The organism is Bradyrhizobium sp. BEA-2-5 (genome assembly GCF_032918025.1).
Taxonomy (GTDB): Bacteria; Pseudomonadota; Alphaproteobacteria; order Rhizobiales; family Xanthobacteraceae; genus Bradyrhizobium; species Bradyrhizobium pachyrhizi.
Map to the genome: position 1 here is coordinate 1,131,188 of NZ_CP136629.1, position 16,599 is coordinate 1,147,786.

Consider the following 16,599-nt stretch of genomic DNA (forward strand, 5'->3'; position numbering starts at 1 on the left):
CGATGCTGCGCAGCGCCCCGGAATGGCGGTGGTGGGAGTTATGAAAGATCCGCCCGTGGCCCGACGTCGCGCGGCAACAGGCCTTCCTCGACCGCCTTGATCTGGAGCGCGAGATATTTCGAATTGATCCGGCATTGTGCGAGGCTGCCGGCGATGAACCAGAGGCCGGGCTGCTTCGTGCGCGCATACATGTTGCGGAGCTCGAAGCCGTCGCCGAAGCCCCAGATCGGACCGACGCGCGCGGCCACCGCCTCGCCGAACAGTTTCTTCACCAGCTCTTCCTGCGGCCGGTAGCCGGTCGCGAGCACGATCAGGTCGGCCTCAACCGTCTCGCCGTTCTTCAGCCGCGCACCCTCGCCCATGAAGGTGTCGATGTCGGCGAATTGCTGCAGGGCGACCGCGCCGCTCGCGACGAGATCGGAGCAGCCGACATTGAAATAATAACCACCGCCGCGCGTGAGGTATTTGAACTGCCAGCCGGTGCCGGCCTCGCCAAAGTCGAGCTTGAAGCCCTTGCGCGCAAGGCCGTCGAGCAGCGGCTTGTCGAGTTGCTTCGACTGCTCGGTCATCAGCACATGGCTGCGTTTGGCGAGCGCGAGCGGCATCGAGGCCGCGATCAGATCATTGTCCTCGAGCGTGCCTTCATTGTAGGTCGCGTAGGCGAGCTGCGCCGACGGCTCGATATTGGTGACAAGCGTCGGCGAGCGCTGCACCAGTGTCACCTCGGCGCCGCTTGAATAGAGATCCTGCGCGATGTCATGGCCGCTGTTGCCGGTGCCGATGACGATGGCTCGCTTGCCGGTCCAGTTCTCGCCGTCCTCGTAGCGGCTGGAATGCACCACTGTGCCGGAAAAATTCTCCAAACCAGGGATGTCGGGCACATTGGCGATGCCGCTGACGCCGGTCGCCATCACCACATGGTGCGGATTCATCTTGCGTGTCGTGCCGTCGGCGCGGCGCAACTCGACGCTCCAGCGTCGGCTCGCATCGTCATAACTGCCGCCGACAAATTCGGTGCCGGTCCAGAAGTTCAGCTCCATGGCATCGACATAGGCTTCGAACCAGTTGGCGAGCTTGTCCTTTGGGATATAGGTCGGCCAGCTCGGCGGGAAGGGCATGTAGGGCAGGTGATTGACCTGCACCTGATTGTGCAGCGTCAGCGCGTGGTAACGCTTGCGCCAGTTGTCGCCGATCCGTGCCTCGCGATCGACGATCAGCGTGTCGACCTTCAACTGTTTCAGCCGCGCCGCAATCGCGAGCCCGGCCTGGCCGCCGCCGACCACCAGCACGGCTGGATCGCGGTCGGCATAGTCGCGCGAGGCGTTGCGCAGGTCGAGCCAGTTCGGCCCGCGAAAGTCGCGCGAATAGGCCTGGCCGCGCGGGCTGGTGTGGCCCTGCTGCTCCTCAAAACCCTTTAGCTCCTCGAGCGCCGTCAGCAAGGTCCAGGCCTTCAGGCGATCGTCGTCGGCGGCATCGGGGATCAGCCGCACGATGCCGTGGCCGCGGCCGACCGCCGTCTCGAATTTGAAAATCGCCTCGATCGCATGGGTGCCGGCGCGCGTCACCCGGCGCGGCGCCGCGCGCTCGGCATCGATGCGGAAGTCATGCGGCGCGCTGTGACGCGCATGCGCCGGCAGCTCCTCGATGATCGCGAAGGCCCGATTGACGGTCTGGATGTTCCAGCTCAACGCCAGCACGTCGCGCCAGTAGCTGTCGGGATGGAACAGCGGCTTCAGCAGCACATCGTCCGGGCTGGCCAGCGCATCCTCGAACTGTACAAGCCAATTGTCGGCGGCGACCGAAATATCGTCCGTCTTGTCGAGCATCGAGCGTTTCTCGCCATCGGCCGCCTTGCTGAAATTTCTTGGCGGCGTTCCCTTTCCGCAAAGCCTATACCCATTCGAAGGCATGCAGAAAGGGCGCGACGGGATATCGCCTATTCGGCCAGCGACAGGATCAGGCCTTGATCCGGCGGAACGCGGCCTTGCAGGGTATCGAGATAGGCCTCGCGCACCGCGGCCGGGCCGCGCCGCTCGACCACGTCAAGCCAATTCGGCAGATGCGGCACGAGCTCGGCCCAGGCGGCGCCAAAACGCTGGTCGATGCCGCCCGGTCCCCATTCCTTGGCGCGCTTGCGGATCTGGTCCGGGGCGAAGAACCAGACCGGCTTGCCGCCGGGCAGCGTCGGCTCCTGCGGCTCGCTCGCACGGTGCGTCAGCCCAACCCGGCCGGAATAGACCATCTGCGCCCCGAAGTGCCGGTGCAGGCTTTCGCGCAGCGCGCTGTTGCCGGCCATGTCGACATAGGCGACAGGCTCGGCCGGCGGCATCGCGGTGACCTGGTCATAGGTGACGACCTCGTCGTAGCAGCCGAGCGAGCTGACGAAATCGACATTGCCTCTGGAGGTCAGCCCAATCACCGGGATACCCCGCTTGTGCACGAGATGGGCGAGCCCGAACGCGGTCTTGCTCGAGGCCGACGACAGGATGACGCGGCGTGCGCCGTAGAACGCATTTTCGGCCAGGAAGTCGTCGACCAGGAACGACAGCATGAACAGCGGCAGCATCAGCGCGCGGAAGTCGCCCTGCTGGCCCGCATAGGTCGGATCGCCTGAGACGCGGGCGTAGGCATTGTAGACCGGCGAGACCTCCTGCCGGTGCGCGGCGCCGTCGCGCAGGCCGCGCTTGCTGACGTCGGCCGCCTCGATCACGAGATGGGTCGCCATCGGGAAATAGCCGAACAGCGTTTCGCCGACTGCGATCATGGGATGTTTCGATACCAGCACCTCGCCGAAGCCCCACACCGGGATGATGCCGCAGCCTTCGGGCGCCGGGAACAGATGCCAATATTTCAGCTGCTCGCCGATCACGGCGTAGGTGATGTTGTTGGCGGTGAAGGCGAAGCGGGTCACCTTCACCAGCAGCGCATCGGCGGGCAGCGCCGCGGCATCGGGCAATTGCGTCTCGATCACCTTGCACTGCTGCAGATCGTTGCGGATGACGATGAAGTCGGTCGAGTTCATGGCGATGATCCGGGCTCAGGATGCAGGCGCATCGTTGCGTCCATTGCCGGCCGTTTGCAACAGCAACTAAGTTTCAAACGCCGTTTGCTTCGCCGTCACATCGCTCAGCCGAGCTGTCCTTCGCTGTAGAGGTCACGCAGCTTGCGCTTGAAGATCTTCCCGGTCGCCTCCCGGGGCAGCGCATCGAGGAACTGGATCTCCTTCGGCACCTTGAAGTTGGCCAGCTTGCCGCGGAGGAAATCCTGGATCGCGCTGATCGACAGCGTGCTGCCTGCTTCGGGCTCGATGCAGGCGCACAACCGCTCGCCATATTCCGCGTCCGGGATGCCGAACACGGCGCAATCGCGCACGCCGGGCATGGCGATCAGCACGTTCTCGATCTCGGCCGGATAGATGTTGACGCCGCCCGAGATCACCATGTCGCGCTTGCGGTCGCACAGGAACAGATAGCCGTCCTCGTCGAGATAGCCGACGTCGCCGACGCTGACGAGACCGTCGCGCCCGGCCTCGGCGCGCGCCTGCGCCTTGCCGTGATAGTCGAAATCGGGGACCGCGCTCTGGCGCATGTAGATCTCGCCGGGTTCGCCGACGTCGCATGGCGTTCCGTCGTCGCGGAAGATCTTGACGATGCCGCCTTCGATGGCGCGGCCGACCGTGCCGGGTTTCCTCAGCGCCTCCTCGGCCGAGTGCCACACCGGGATGCCGGTCTCGGTCGAGCCGAAATATTCGTTGATGACGGGTCCCCACCACGCGATCATGGCCCGCTTGACCTCGGGCGGGCAGGGCGCCGCGCCGTGAACGACGAACCGCAGCGACGACAGGTCATAACGCTGCCTCACCGTCTCGGGCAGGCGGAGCAGGCGCACGAACATGGTCGGCACCATGTGGATATGCGTCACACGGTGGCGTTCGATCAGTTGTAGCAGATCCTCCGGATCGAAGCGCGGCTCGAGCACGATCACGCAGCCGTTGCGGAACGCGAGCATTCCATAGGAGTGCGGCGCAGAATGATACATCGGGCCGTTCATCAGGATCACCTGATCCTCGTTCGGCTTGACGCCATAGGTGATGGCGCCGACGCGCGCCGCCGCCGCCTGCTGCTCGGGCCGCATCGGCTTGCGCTTGACGCCCTTCGGCAGTCCTGTTGTGCCCGAGGTGTAGAACATCGGCGCCGCGCCGATCGGCGCCTCGGTCAGCGGTTGGTGCGTCTCCCGCCAGACGTCCCAGTCGGTCATGCCGTCGGGCACGCGGGTGAGCGCCGGCGCCACGCCGTAGGCCGCGGCGATCTCCGGCGGCGTCGTCACCACCAGCAGCTTGATTGCCGGCGGCAGGCCGTCGCGAATCTGCGGCAGCAGATCGGCGTGGCAGACCAGAATCGTCGCGCCGCTGTCGGTCAGGATGTAACGGACCTCCTCGGCCTTGAGGTGCCAGTTGATCGGCACCACCGGGCTGCCCAGTGCGGCCGAGGCCGCAACCACCTCGAACAGGGCGAAGTCGTTGCGCAGCATCATCGCGACCGGCTTGCCGCCCTGCACGCCAAGCGCCCGGAAGCCGCTGGCCGCCCGCGCGATGCGGGCGTGAATGTCCCCGTAGCTGATCTGTCTGTCGCCGCTGATGATCATGTCGCGCCTCGTCTGCTAGCGATCGTCCAGGATCTCGCCGAAGCTGACCCAGCTCTTGCCGTTGAAGCGCCGGAGCTGAAGCTGCTGGAACGGCAGATAGTCGTCTGGCCCGGTCGAAACCGTCATGCCTGGCAACAATAGCGGCAGCGGAACGTCGCGCAATGAGGCCGCCTGGCGCATGATGTTCTCGCGGCTGAAATCACCCTTGCAGGCCTTCAGCACCGTCATCAGCAGCGTCGCGTAGTGGTAGCCGGCCGCATAGTTGGAGTTGGAGAGGTCCGCGTTCGGCATGTACTGCTTCATGAAGGCGAAATACTCCTTCACGCCGGGATCGCTGGCCCATTGCGGGTCCATCGTGTCCTTCTGATTGCTCGACGAGATCAGGCCGACCGCGTTGTCGAGCCCGGCCGGCTCCAGGAACGAGATCGACGAGGCCGAGGTCGGCACGAAGAACAGCTCGGGCTTCCAGCCGATCTCGGCCACGCCCTTGATCATCTGCGAGGTGAACTTTCCGAGCACGACGCCAAACAGCACGTCGGCGCCAGATGACTTCAGGGTCGAGAGCTGCGAGCTGATCGTGGGCGCCGAGGTCTCGTAGCTCGCTTCGGCGATGATCATGCTGGCGGCCTTGTCGCCGAGCGCGCGCTTGAAGCCGGCGACATAGTCGCGGCCGAAATCGTCGTTCTGGGACAGGATGGCGATTCTGGCGCCCGGCTTCGTGCGCAGCACGTGCTTGGCATAGACCACGCCCTCGGATTCGTAGGCGGCCATGCCGGGCATGGTCCATGGATATTTCTGCGGGTCGGCCCATTTCGTCGCGCCGGAGAGCACGAAGAGCTGGGGCACCTTCTTGCCGTTGAGGTAGCGCTGCACGGCGCTGTTGGTGGCGGTGCCGAGCGAGCCGAACATCATCAGCACCTCGTCCTGCTCCACCAGCTTGCGGGTCTGCTCGACCGTCTTCGGCGGCGAGTAAGCATCGTCCAGCGTGATGAACTTGACCTTGCGGCCGTTGATGCCGCCATCGGCATTGATCTTCTCGAAAAACGCTTCCTGGGCGCGGCCGATGGTGCCGAAGCCGGAGACCGGTCCGCTATAGGGCAGCGTCTGGCCGATCCGGATCGCTTCGTTGACGTTGCCGTTGTCGGCGGCGGCTGTGCTGGCGATCGCGCAGACCGTAAGCACGGCTGCCAGCGCGTGTTGCGCTCGTTTCATGGTTCACTCCCGGACTTTGTGAAACAGCGTCAAGCGCTGGCGCGCAGGAAGTCGCTGCGCGCCGCGGCGAACTCGGACTTGAGCCGCGCCACCAGTTCGGCGACGGGAGGGACATCGGTGATCTGGCCGATGCCCTGGCCCGATCCCCAGATGTCGCGCCATGCCTTCGATTTCATGTTGCCGCCGGAGCCGAAATTCATCTTCGTCTTGTCAGCGACCGGCAGATCGCCCGGATCGAGGCCTGCCGCCGCGATCGACGGTCCGAGATAGTTGCCATGCACGCCGGTGAACAGGTTGGTGTAGACGATGTCGTGCGCGGCATATTCGGTCAGCGCCTGCTTGTACCTGACATTGGCATTGGCTTCCTTTGTCGCGATGAAGCGCGTGCCCATATAGGCGAGGTCGGCGCCCAGCGTCAGCGCGGAGGCGATGCCGAAGCCGTCGCTGATCGCGCCCGACAGCAGGATCGCACCGTCGAACCATTGCTTGACCTCGCGCACCAGCGCGAAGGGCGACAGCGTGCCGGCATGTCCGCCCGCACCGGCGCAGACCAGGATCAGGCCGTCCACGCCCTGCTCGGCGGCCTTGCGGGCATGCTTGACGTTGATGACGTCGTGGAACACCAGCCCGCCATAGGAATGCGCGGCGTCGACGATCTCCGCCGGCGGCCGCAGCGAGGTGATGATGATGGGCGCCTTGTGCTTTACGCAGGTCTCCATGTCCTTCATCAGCCGGTCATTGGAAGCATGGCAGATCTGGTTGACGGCGTAGGGCGCAACCTTCTTCTCCGGATGCAGCGCCTGGTACTCGCCGAGTTCGTTCTCGATCTGGGTCAGCCATTCGTCGAGCTTCTCGACCGGGCGGGCGTTCAGCGCCGGGAACGAGCCGACGATGCCGGCCTTGCACTGTGCGATCACGAGCTCCGGCCCCGAGACGATGAACAGCGGGGAGCCGACGACCGGCAGTTCAAGCTTGTTGGCGAGCGAAGCGGGCAGCGACATTTTCGGATCCTCCATGCGCGTCGCCCGGCCGGCAGCCGGGGCGGATCGCGATTTATTGTGATGGTTGGAGCGGTGGCGCTCTTGGCGCGGCAATATAAGGCTGGACGGCTCGGTCATGACGTTCAATATTGAACACCCGATCAACCAGAAATGAACAGTGTCGCAGCAAGGGGAGCGGCATGGACTGGGAGCTTTGCAAGACATTTGTTGCGGTGGCGGAGACACGCAGCCTTGCCGGGGCGGCGCGGCGGCTGCGCATCAGTCACCCCACTGTCGGTCGCAACGTCGCGGCGCTCGAGCAGCAACTCGGGACCCGCCTGTTCGCGCGTTCCAATGACGGCCTGTCGCTGACGTCGCATGGCCGCAAATTCCGCGAGCACGCCGAAGCGATGGCCGCGGCGGCCCTCCGCGCGGAGGCGGCCGCGTCCGCCACCGGCGGGCAGGCGCGCGGCATCGTCAAGCTGTCGATCGGCGCGACGCTGGCCTCGCATTGGCTGATGCCGCGCTTGCCTGCCTTCCTGCGTGCGCACGATCATATCCAGCTCGAGATCATCACCCATCCGTTTCCGGCGAGCGTGCGCCGGCGTGAGGCGGACGTGGTGCTGCGGCCCTTCGACAGCGGCGAGGAAAACCTGGTCGGTCGCAAGATCGGCCGTCTCGGCACGGGATTCTACGCTTCCCGCGACTATGCGGCCGGCCGCAAGCTGCCGGAGCGGCGGGACGAGTGGCGGGGCCACCATGTGATCGGCTTTGCCGACCAGGCCTCCAACGCGCATCTGGCGCGCTGGAGCGATGTCATCACCCGGCAGGGCACGCTGGTGATGCGCTGTTCATCGCAGGGCGACATGCTCGCGGCGGCGCGGGCCGGGCTCGGGATTTGCGCGCTGTCCTGCCTGGTCGGGGCCGACTACCCCGATCTGGTGCGGGTCGCGCCGCAAAAGCTCTCGAGCCTTTCCGATCTCTGGCTGCTCGCCCATCCCGATCTGGTCGAGCTTCCCGCAGTGCGCGCCGTCATCGGCTTCGTCACCGACTGCGCGCGCCAGGACCGCGTCAGGCTGCGCGGCTAGAGCGCGTCGTCAGGCGCGCGCCCGCAACAGCGTCACCGCGAGTAGAAGGAAGGCCGCGCAGGTCCACAGCGACTGCCAGTTCTCCGCCCCTTCGTTGAATCCTGTGTAGATCGCCGTTGCAACGAAAATGCCGGAAAAGATCGACTCCGCCAGTGGGCGGATTCCCTTCGTGGGAGGATTGAGCAGCGTCACGGCCGCAAAGGGCACCGCCGCCATGGTGAGAGGCGCAAAGGGGAAGTCAATGAAGCGCGGGTCGAACACGAGACCGATTGCGGTCGCCGTGCCGATCACGACGGTGATCATCAAGGCCAGTCCGTGCAGGGTCACCAGCACCGATTCAGTGTGGTGGCCCTTCGGACCCAACACTTCGAAAAAGCTGGGCGGTGCGCGGCCCGACATCAGGGCGTTGGCGCCCAACACCGGCGAAGCCGTGGCCGCCACCAGAAGCGAGCCCCAGACAAGCCAGCCTCCCGTTCCGTAGCTTTCATAGACCAATCTTTGCTCGGCGACGCCAAACAGGATTCCCGCCGTGGTCGCCGATAGCGCGACCGCAAGCCATGGAGCGAATGCGGGCTTTCTCGGCTTGCGACGCGAGGTCAACCACGCCGCGCCGAAGACCAGCGTCGCCAGCGCAATTCCACTGCACATTTGCAGCTTCCAGAGCGGAAAGTTGCTGACGGGCTGGCCCGGCGGATATTTCGGCATGCGCTGCTCGGAATCGAACAGACCCCATGATCCGCCGACCGTGCCCTCGATCTCTCGCTTCCAGGATTCGTCATAGGCTTCGAACAGGTTGACGCGGAAATGCTCGCGTCGCGCAAGGTCGAGGACCTCCGAGACCACCCGGGCCTGATTGACAGGGGACGGCAACGCCGATTCCCGCATCCGTCCCTGGCTCGGCCAACCTATTTCTCCGATCAGGATTTCCTTGCCCGGAAAAGCCGCCGCGACCTGTCGGCGCATCTCGTCGGCATGAGCGGCGGCATCTTCCGCCGGGATTGGCACGTTCTCCCAATAGGGCAGGATGTGAATCGTGACGAAGTCGACCGCGTCGGAGAGCTCGCGATTGCTCAGCCAGAATTCCCAGACGTCGGCATAGGTGACGGGGACATTGACCTGCGCCTTCACCGAGCGGATCGTGTCGGCGAGATCGGATACAGTTATGTCCTTGCGCAGCAGCGTCTCGTTTCCGACCACGAGCGCAATGATCGTGTCCGGATAGTCTTTGGCGAGGCGGATCGCGGTTTCCACCTGCGTTGCATTCTTCTTTCGGTCCCTGTCGAGGAAAATCCCCTGAATGACCTTCAGCCCCGCCTTGGCCGCGAGTGCCGGAATCTGATCGAGACCAAGATCGGTCGCATAGGTGCGGATGCAGTGGGATATCTTGGCGAGTTGCGCAAGATCCTCCGCGATCTGCTCACGCGATACCTGCGTCGCAGGCGAAAGTGACGTCTGATGGTTGCGGAATGGAGCGTATGAGATGCACTGGACCTTGTCGTTCGGATCGATGGGTGCGCGCGGCAGGCTGACCGGGATGCCGAGCCACCACCACACCGCGGCGATCGCGCCCAGGGATAACGAGAGAAGCGTCAGCGGGATACGGAGAGAAATCAGGTCCGTCTCCTTGCAATAAGGACGTGCTGCGCGTGCAAAATGGGCGAGGCCGGCAAATTGAAAAACTATAAGTCTGCTGATTCTATATCACGCGATCACGCAGTTGGCGTGTTTTTCTCGACGACTACTTTGCACCGGCGATCACGCCCTCGCGATTTCTGAGCACGCGATAATACGCCCACCACAGATGCGCGGCCGCGCCGCGCAGCGGACGCCAGGGTTCGGCGAGCGGCGCCATCTGCTTCTCGGTCGGCCGCGCCTTCAGACCGAGCCCGATACGGATGCCCTCCTGCACGGCGAGGTCGCCGGCCGGCCAGGCATCGCCGTGGCCGAGGCAAAACAGGAGATAGACGTCCGCGGTCCAGGGGCCGATGCCGGGCAACGCGATCAGCGTGTTGTGCGCCGCATCGGCCTCCTCATTGGCAAGGACGTCGAGGTTCAGCCGCTCCTCGGCGAGTTCGCGCGCGATGTGCTTCAGCGTCTTGATCTTGGCCGCCGACAGCCCGAGCCGGCCGAGCCGGTCGGCCCGGGCCTTGCGGATCGCGTCATGGTGGAACGGATCGAACGCCGTGCTGACGCGACCCCAGATCGCCGCCGCGCTCGCGGTCGAGAGCTGCTGTCCGCAGACGATCGCGGCAAGCCCGGCAAATCCGGGCTCGCGCTGCCGGATCGCCGGCATGCCGGTCAGCTCCAGGATCGGGCGCAGGCGGCGGTCCTGGTCGACCAGTTTGTGGATCGCGTCGTCGAGGTCGGCCTGGGTTTCGAGATGAATCAGCATTTGCGGGGTCTGCATGGGCTTGTCAGGCGCGGGCTTGACCCGCGCATCGATCTCCTATCGTAACAGAGTCTTGTCCGGGCGCATGAACCAGAGTCGCCGCGGCAAGCCCGGCAATGACGCGTGACCGATCACGATGCCACCCGTTTTCCGATTTGCCCCCAGCCCCAACGGCCTCCTGCATCTCGGCCACGCCTATTCCGCGCTGCTCAACTTCGATCGCGCGCGGGAGACCGGCGGGCGGCTGTTGCTGCGGATCGAGGACATCGACGCGACGCGTTGCCGGCCGGAATACGAGGCGGCGATCTACGAGGATCTTGCCTGGCTCGGGATTGACTGGGAGACCCCGGTGCGGCGGCAGTCGGAGCATCTTGCCGCCTATGGCGCGGCGATCGACCGCCTGTCGGTCCAGCGGCTGGTCTACCCGAGCTTCGAAAGCCGGGCCGAGGTCGCGCGCCTGGTCGCGGAGCGCGAGGCCGGCGGGGCGTGGCCGCGCGATCCGGACGGCGCGCCGCTTTATCCGGGGCCGGCCAAATCGCTGTCGGCTGCGGCGCGCGACCGGCTGATCGGGCAGGGCGTGCCGTTCGCGTTGCGGCTCGACATGGCGTCAGCCCGCGCGCATGCCGGCGAGCTGCGCTGGCAGGAAGCGGGCGAGGGGCCGGCTGGCGAGAGCGGAGACGTCGTGGCCCGGCCAGAGGCCTGGGGCGACGTGATCCTGGCGCGCAAGGAGACCCCAACCAGCTACCATCTCTCGGTCGTGATCGATGACGCGCTGCAGGGCGTTACCGATGTCGTCAGGGGCCTTGACCTGTTCTGGTCGACCAGCGTGCATCGGCTGTTGCAGGAACTGCTTGGTCTGCCCGTGCCAAACTATCGGCACCACCGGCTGATCCGAGACGTGACCGGCCAAAAGCTGTCGAAATCGACCCAGGCGACCGGACTGCGCGAATTGCGGGCGGCTGGGGCGAGCCCGGCCGATATTCGCCGCCTGGTGGGTTTGCAGTAGATTTTGGCCGTTTGATCGCATCATGGCGTTTTGCGCGGGCGCGCAGTAAACGTCGCCGTGACTCCGGCCCGCCTGGCATGCCATGTTGTTGACCGGGGCGGGGATCACGGAGACCATGGCGTCAAAATCGCGCGCACGGCGCAGCAAGCGGCCATCCAAAGGGACGCCGCCGAAGACACGCGCCGCCAAAACGCGTGCTGCCAAGACACGGACTGCCAAGACACGGACTGCCAAGACACGGACTGCCAAGACACGAACGGCCAAGGCCCGCGCCGCCAAGGTGGCGGCCAGGCCGCGCCGCAAGCGGGCCGTGCCAAAGCCGGCCCCGAAGGCCGGTCCCGGCATGGTCGATACCGCACTTGCCGCCTTTGCCCATGAGGTCCGCACCCCCCTGACCGGCATTCTGGCGATCAGCGATCTGCTCGCGACTTCCGATCTCGGCGAACGGGAACGGCGGTGGGCCGATACCATCAAGGCCGGTGCCGAGCATCTGGCGAGCCTTGCCACGCTGTTCGTGGATGCCGCCAGGAGCGAGGGGCCGGGGCTCGAGATCCGGCAGGATTTCTTCGACCTGCGTACGCTGGCGCGCCACGCCGCGGATTCGCTGGCCGGCCGCGCGGCGGCCAAGGGGCTGCAGGCTTCCGTCGAGGTTTCCGACCAGCTGCCTGCCTTTGTGGTCGGTGATCCCGTCCGCCTGCGCGCGGCGCTCGAGAACCTGATCGACAATGCCGTGAAGTTCACCGACCAGGGCGGCATCGAGCTGCGTATCGCGCCGGTAGGCACGGTCAAGGCAAGGTCGGGCGACAAGATCGGCGTCGCGTTCGCGATCTCCGACAGCGGCATCGGCCTGACGCTATCGGAGGTCAAGCGCCTGTTCCGGCCGTTCTCGCAGGCCAACGTCTCGATCGCCGCGCGGTTCGGCGGCGCCGGGCTCGGCCTGTCGTCCGTCAGGCAGCTCGCGCGCGCCATGGGCGGCGACATCGTCGCCGACCGGCGCGCCGGCGGGGGCACCACCTTCACGCTCAAGGTGGAACTGGCGCCCGCCGAGGGGCCGGCGGGCTCCGCCTCCGGCGAGAGCGCGGCCGCGCTGCTGTCGCAAGGGCTGCGGCTGCTCAGCGTCGAGGACAATCCGTTCGGCCGCGTCGTGCTCAACACGATCCTGACCGAGCTCGGCCACCACGCCGAATTCGTCGGTCAGGGCGAGGCCGCGCCCGACCGGCTCGTGCAGGGCGCCTTTGATGCCGTGCTGATGGACATGGTGTTGCCCGGCATCGGCGGCATCGAGGCGATCAAGCGCATCCGAGCGCTGCCGCCGCCGCACGGCCGCATCATGATTGTCGGGATTTCCGGCCGCGGCGAGGACGAGGCAGCATCGCGCGCGGCCGGCGCCGACGCCTTCCTGGTCAAGCCTGTGTCTCCGCGGGCTTTAGCGACTGCGCTGCTTGAAGCGACACGCCATGAGGAAGCCGCGACTTGATGATCGCGGCGTTGAGCTCACCGCCGTAAACGAAGATCGCGGCGATGAAATACAGGAACACCAGCGCGATGATCACCGAGGCGAGCCCCGCATACATGGTCACGTAGTTGTTGGCGAAGCGCGCCAGATACTGTCCGAAGACGACGCCGGAGACCAGGGACGCCACCACCGTGAAGATGATGCCCGGCATGATCTGGAGGAAGCTGCGCCGTCCCGCCGGCAGCCAGGCGTGCAGGATGAACAGCGCGACGACCAGCGCCAGGATCGTGACCCCGTAACGGGCGGTGTTGAGCAGGCTCTCGTTCGAACTCGACGAAGAACGGGATATAGCGCCGCGCTGCCTCGATGATCAGCGGACCGAGCACGATCAGGAACGCCATCGCAAGGGCAGTGAAGGCGGCAATCAGCGTATAGGCAATCGATTCCAGCCGTAGCCAGTACCAGCGCCGCATCTCCACCACGGCGTAGGCGCGGTTGAGTGCGACCCGCAGCGCCTCGACGCCGTTGGAGGCGAAATAGACCGACAGCGCCGCGCCGATGGTCAGAATGTCGCCGCGGGTGTTGGTCAGCACGTCGTGGATCTGGCCGGACAGCGCCTCGGCGACCTGCTTGGGCCAGACCTGGAGCATCAGGCTGGCCGCCTGGTCGGCGAGTTCCTTGGAGCCGAAGACGCCGGCGAGCGAGGTCAGCACGATCAGGAACGGGAACAGCGCCATCAGCGTCGACAGCGCGATGTGGCTTGCGATCGCCCAGCCGTCATCGGCGAGGAAGGTGTAGAACGCATCCATCACGACGTGGGTGACGTAACGAAGCTGCTTCACATTCCACCCGGCATTGTCGAAAACCGCTCGGCCCGAGAACGGACCCAGCATCTGATATTACGCGCTGAAAAGCCAGTTGGTTGCATGGCCGGGCTGTGTGGAAGTCCGCGTCCTGCGGTGTTATGTACCGCAAATGACATCTCTCCTCAGCACGATCATTCTTCCCATCGCCGCCGGCGCCGTGGCGTTGGTGCTGCTGCTCGGGCTCATCAACATGATGCGCGGCGGCTCGCCCAATACCTCGCAGAAGCTGATGCGCTGGCGCGTGCTGCTTCAGTTCCTGGCGATCATCATCGCGATGCTCGCGGTCTGGGCGATGGGGCGATAGGTGAGCTAGATTTGTCGGGCTATTCTCCACCTCTCCCGATCGGAGTGGTGGACTCGAACATCGAACACCGGAGCCTGCCATGGTTGTTCTCAATCGGATCTACACGCGCACCGGTGACGACGGCACGACGGCGCTCGGAACCGGCGAGCGGCGTCCGAAATACGATCTGCGCATCGAAGCCTATGGCACCGTTGACGAGACCAATGCCGCGATCGGCGTGGTCAGGCTCCATCTTGCGGGACATGCCCGACCTCGATGCGATGCTCGGCCGCATCCAGAATGATCTGTTCGATCTCGGCGCCGATCTCGCCGTGCCCGAACGGGAGGGCAAGGCCGAGCGGCTGCGGGTGGTGACGAGCCAGGTCGAGCGGCTCGAGCGCGATATCGACACGCTCAACGACAAGCTCGCTCCGCTGACCTCCTTCGTGCTACCCGGCGGCACGCCTGCCTCTGCCTATCTGCATCTCGCCCGGACGATATGTCGCCGCGCGGAACGGATCATGGTGGAACTCGCCGCCCAACCCGATGAGCCGGTCAATCAGGCTGGCATCCAGTATATGAACCGCCTGTCGGATTTCCTGTTCGTTGCCAGCCGCTTCCAGAACAATAAGGGAGCGGGAGACGTGTTGTGGGTGCCGGGCCAGAACCGCTAAACTGGTTCAAAACCGGGGGACGGTTTTTTGGCTTTGGCGCGTTGACCGGGAGAAACGGGACCTTTAGGTTCCGCGCCAGCCAACCGAAACCCATAAAATCAAAGTGAAAGAGGATCGATGAAGGTCTTAGTGCCGGTAAAGCGGGTGGTCGATTACAACGTCAAGGTCCGCGTCAAGGGCGATGGATCGGGCGTTGAACTCGCCAACGTCAAGATGTCGATGAACCCGTTCGACGAAATCGCGGTCGAGGAAGCGCTGCGCCTGAAGGAAGCCGGCAAGGCGACCGAGGTCGTGGTGGTCTCCATCGGACCGGCGCAGGCGTCGGAGACGATCCGCACCGGTCTTGCCATGGGCGCCGACCGCGGCATCCTGGTGAAGGCCGAAGGCGCCGTCGAGCCGCTCGCGGTCGCCAAGATCCTGAAGAAGGTTGCCGAAGAAGAGCAGCCGGGCCTGATCATCCTCGGCAAGCAGGCGATCGACGACGACTCGAACCAGACCGGCCAGATGCTGGCTGCGCTGCTCGGCTGGTCGCAGGCGACCTTCGCCTCGAAGCTCGAGGTCGAAGGCTCCGACTTCAAGGTCACCCGCGAAGTCGACGGCGGCCTGCAGACCGTCAAGCTCAAGGGACCGGCGATCGTCACCACCGATCTGCGTCTCAACGAGCCGCGCTATGCCTCGCTGCCCAACATCATGAAGGCCAAGAAGAAGCCGATCGCGGAGAAGACCGTCGCCGATTACGGCGTCGACGTCGCCGCGCGTCTCGAGGTTCTCAAGACGACGGAGCCGGCGGGCCGCAAGGCGGGCGTCAAGGTCAAGGACGTCGCCGAGCTGGTGTCGAAACTCAAGAACGAAGCCGGGGTGCTCTGATGACGACGCTGTTGATTGCTGAACACGACCAGGAGGTCCTCAAGGACGCCACCAACAAGGCGCTGACCGCGGCGTCCCAGCTCGGCGGCGACGTCCACGTGCTGGTCGCTGGCGGCGGGCAGGGCACCAAGGCTGCGGCCGACGCGGCCGCCAAGCTTGCCGGCGTCACCAAGGTGCTGGTCGCCGAAGGCGAGGCCTACGCGCACGATCTCGCCGAGCCGCTGGCCGCGCTGATCGTCTCGCTGGCGTCCGGCTATGACGCGATCGTCGCGCCCGCGACCTCGCGCTTCAAGAACGTGATGCCGCGCGTCGCGGCTCTGCTCGACGTCATGCAGGTCTCCGAGATCATCAAGGTGGTCGCGCCCGACACCTTCGAGCGTCCGATCTATGCCGGCAACGCCATCCAGACGGTGAAGTCGAAGGACGCCAAGAAGGTCATCACGGTGCGGACCTCGACCTTCGCCGCAGCGGGCGAGGGTGGCAGCGCTGCGGTCGAGAACGTGGCGGCGGCCGCCGATCCCGGCCTGTCGACGTTCGTCGGTGAGGAAGTCGCCAAGAGCGACCGTCCCGAGCTGACCTCGGCCAAGATCATCGTCTCTGGTGGCCGGGCCATGCAGAGCCGCGAGAACTTCGCCAAGTACATCGAGCCGCTCGCCGACAAGCTGGGCGCCGGCGTCGGTGCCTCGCGCGCGGCGGTCGACGCCGGCTATGCGCCGAACGACTGGCAGGTCGGCCAGACCGGCAAGGTCGTGGCCCCCGAGCTCTATGTCGCCGTCGGCATTTCCGGTGCGATCCAGCATCTGGCCGGCATGAAGGACTCCAAGGTGATCGTCGCGATCAACAAGGACGAGGACGCGCCGATCTTCCAGGTGGCCGATTACGGCCTGGTCGCCGACCTCTACCAGGCGGTTCCGGAGCTGACCGACGCGCTCGGCAAGCTCGGTAAGTAAGCGACAAGACACCGGCCGGACGAGTAAGCTCCGGCCGGTGTTATTATTTTCGAGGCAATGATCCGGAAACGTTTTTCCGAAAGGATCATGCTCGACAGGGGAAAATGGGACCCGGGTATGATGACCTGTCATCACATCATGGTCCCGGGAAACGTTTTCCGGCGGATTGGGCAACCCGGAAGGC

The 16,599-nt window shown here is 65.4% G+C and carries 13 protein-coding genes and 2 pseudogenes; 7 read left to right on the forward strand and 8 right to left on the reverse strand.

The window, feature by feature from the left end:
- Positions 1 to 38 precede the first annotated feature (38 nt).
- From RX327_RS05145 to RX327_RS05165, 5 genes are all read right to left on the reverse strand, one after another.
- Positions 39 to 1,826 carry an NAD(P)/FAD-dependent oxidoreductase gene (locus tag RX327_RS05145; protein ID WP_317249657.1) on the reverse strand — a complete coding sequence of 596 codons (1,788 nt, stop codon included), beginning with the start codon at positions 1,824 to 1,826 and terminating at the stop codon, positions 39 to 41.
- 110 nt (positions 1,827 to 1,936) lie between these two features.
- Positions 1,937 to 3,022, reverse strand: coding sequence for a DUF2855 family protein (locus RX327_RS05150; RefSeq protein ID WP_050386333.1), 1,086 nt, complete (start codon positions 3,020 to 3,022; stop codon positions 1,937 to 1,939).
- A gap of 104 nt (positions 3,023 to 3,126) precedes the next feature.
- Positions 3,127 to 4,644, reverse strand: coding sequence for an acyl-CoA synthetase (locus RX327_RS05155; protein WP_317249658.1), 1,518 nt, complete (start codon positions 4,642 to 4,644; stop codon positions 3,127 to 3,129).
- A gap of 15 nt (positions 4,645 to 4,659) precedes the next feature.
- On the reverse strand, positions 4,660 to 5,856 hold the full coding sequence (locus RX327_RS05160) for an ABC transporter substrate-binding protein (RefSeq protein WP_317249659.1): 1,197 nt from the start codon (positions 5,854 to 5,856) through the stop codon (positions 4,660 to 4,662).
- Positions 5,857 to 5,885: 29 nt separating this feature from the next.
- Positions 5,886 to 6,857 carry a nitronate monooxygenase family protein gene (locus tag RX327_RS05165; protein ID WP_317249660.1) on the reverse strand — a complete coding sequence of 324 codons (972 nt, stop codon included), beginning with the start codon at positions 6,855 to 6,857 and terminating at the stop codon, positions 5,886 to 5,888.
- Positions 6,858 to 7,036: 179 nt separating this feature from the next.
- Between RX327_RS05165 and RX327_RS05170 the strand changes: the two genes are divergently transcribed.
- A complete protein-coding gene (locus tag RX327_RS05170; protein WP_317249661.1) occupies positions 7,037 to 7,924 on the forward strand; it encodes a LysR family transcriptional regulator in 888 nt (295 codons plus the stop codon).
- Between the two features lie 9 nt (positions 7,925 to 7,933).
- Here the strand turns inward: RX327_RS05170 and RX327_RS05175 are convergent, their stop codons facing one another.
- Positions 7,934 to 9,496, reverse strand: a complete 1,563-nt coding sequence (locus tag RX327_RS05175; RefSeq protein WP_317251205.1) for a glycosyl hydrolase family 17 protein — start codon at positions 9,494 to 9,496, stop codon at positions 7,934 to 7,936.
- A 166-nt stretch (positions 9,497 to 9,662) separates the two neighbouring features.
- Positions 9,663 to 10,316, reverse strand: coding sequence for a DNA-3-methyladenine glycosylase 2 family protein (locus RX327_RS05180; protein WP_317251206.1), 654 nt, complete (start codon positions 10,314 to 10,316; stop codon positions 9,663 to 9,665).
- A gap of 133 nt (positions 10,317 to 10,449) precedes the next feature.
- Between RX327_RS05180 and gluQRS the strand changes: the two genes are divergently transcribed.
- Together gluQRS and RX327_RS05190 are read left to right on the forward strand one after the other, a co-directional pair.
- A complete protein-coding gene (gene gluQRS / locus RX327_RS05185) occupies positions 10,450 to 11,319 on the forward strand; it encodes a tRNA glutamyl-Q(34) synthetase GluQRS (RefSeq protein ID WP_317249662.1) in 870 nt (289 codons plus the stop codon).
- Positions 11,320 to 11,434: 115 nt separating this feature from the next.
- Complete coding sequence (locus tag RX327_RS05190) at positions 11,435 to 12,796, forward strand: ATP-binding protein (protein ID WP_317249663.1); 1,362 nt, start codon at positions 11,435 to 11,437, stop codon at positions 12,794 to 12,796.
- Here the strand turns inward: RX327_RS05190 and RX327_RS05195 are convergent.
- Positions 12,723 to 13,584, reverse strand: a pseudogene (locus RX327_RS05195) (YihY/virulence factor BrkB family protein). The gene RX327_RS05190 and the pseudogene RX327_RS05195 sit on opposite strands and share 74 nt — an antisense overlap.
- 166 nt (positions 13,585 to 13,750) lie before the next feature.
- On the opposite strand from RX327_RS05195, the gene RX327_RS05200 reads away from it, so the two are divergent.
- The 4 genes and pseudogenes from RX327_RS05200 to RX327_RS05215 all read left to right on the forward strand — a co-directional run bounded on the left by RX327_RS05200 (position 13,751) and on the right by RX327_RS05215 (position 16,415).
- The gene (locus tag RX327_RS05200) at positions 13,751 to 13,945 is read left to right on the forward strand and encodes a twin transmembrane helix small protein (RefSeq protein WP_317249664.1); all 195 of its coding nucleotides are present in this window, start codon (positions 13,751 to 13,753) and stop codon (positions 13,943 to 13,945) included.
- A gap of 79 nt (positions 13,946 to 14,024) precedes the next feature.
- Positions 14,025 to 14,598, forward strand: a pseudogene (locus RX327_RS05205) (cob(I)yrinic acid a,c-diamide adenosyltransferase).
- 117 nt (positions 14,599 to 14,715) lie between these two features.
- Positions 14,716 to 15,465: an electron transfer flavoprotein subunit beta/FixA family protein gene (locus RX327_RS05210; RefSeq protein WP_317249665.1), complete on the forward strand. Its 750-nt coding sequence runs from the start codon at positions 14,716 to 14,718 to the stop codon at positions 15,463 to 15,465.
- A complete protein-coding gene (locus tag RX327_RS05215; RefSeq protein WP_317249666.1) occupies positions 15,465 to 16,415 on the forward strand; it encodes an electron transfer flavoprotein subunit alpha/FixB family protein in 951 nt (316 codons plus the stop codon). Before RX327_RS05210 ends, RX327_RS05215 begins: the two co-directional genes overlap by 1 nt.
- The last annotated feature ends 184 nt before the right edge of the window (positions 16,416 to 16,599 follow it).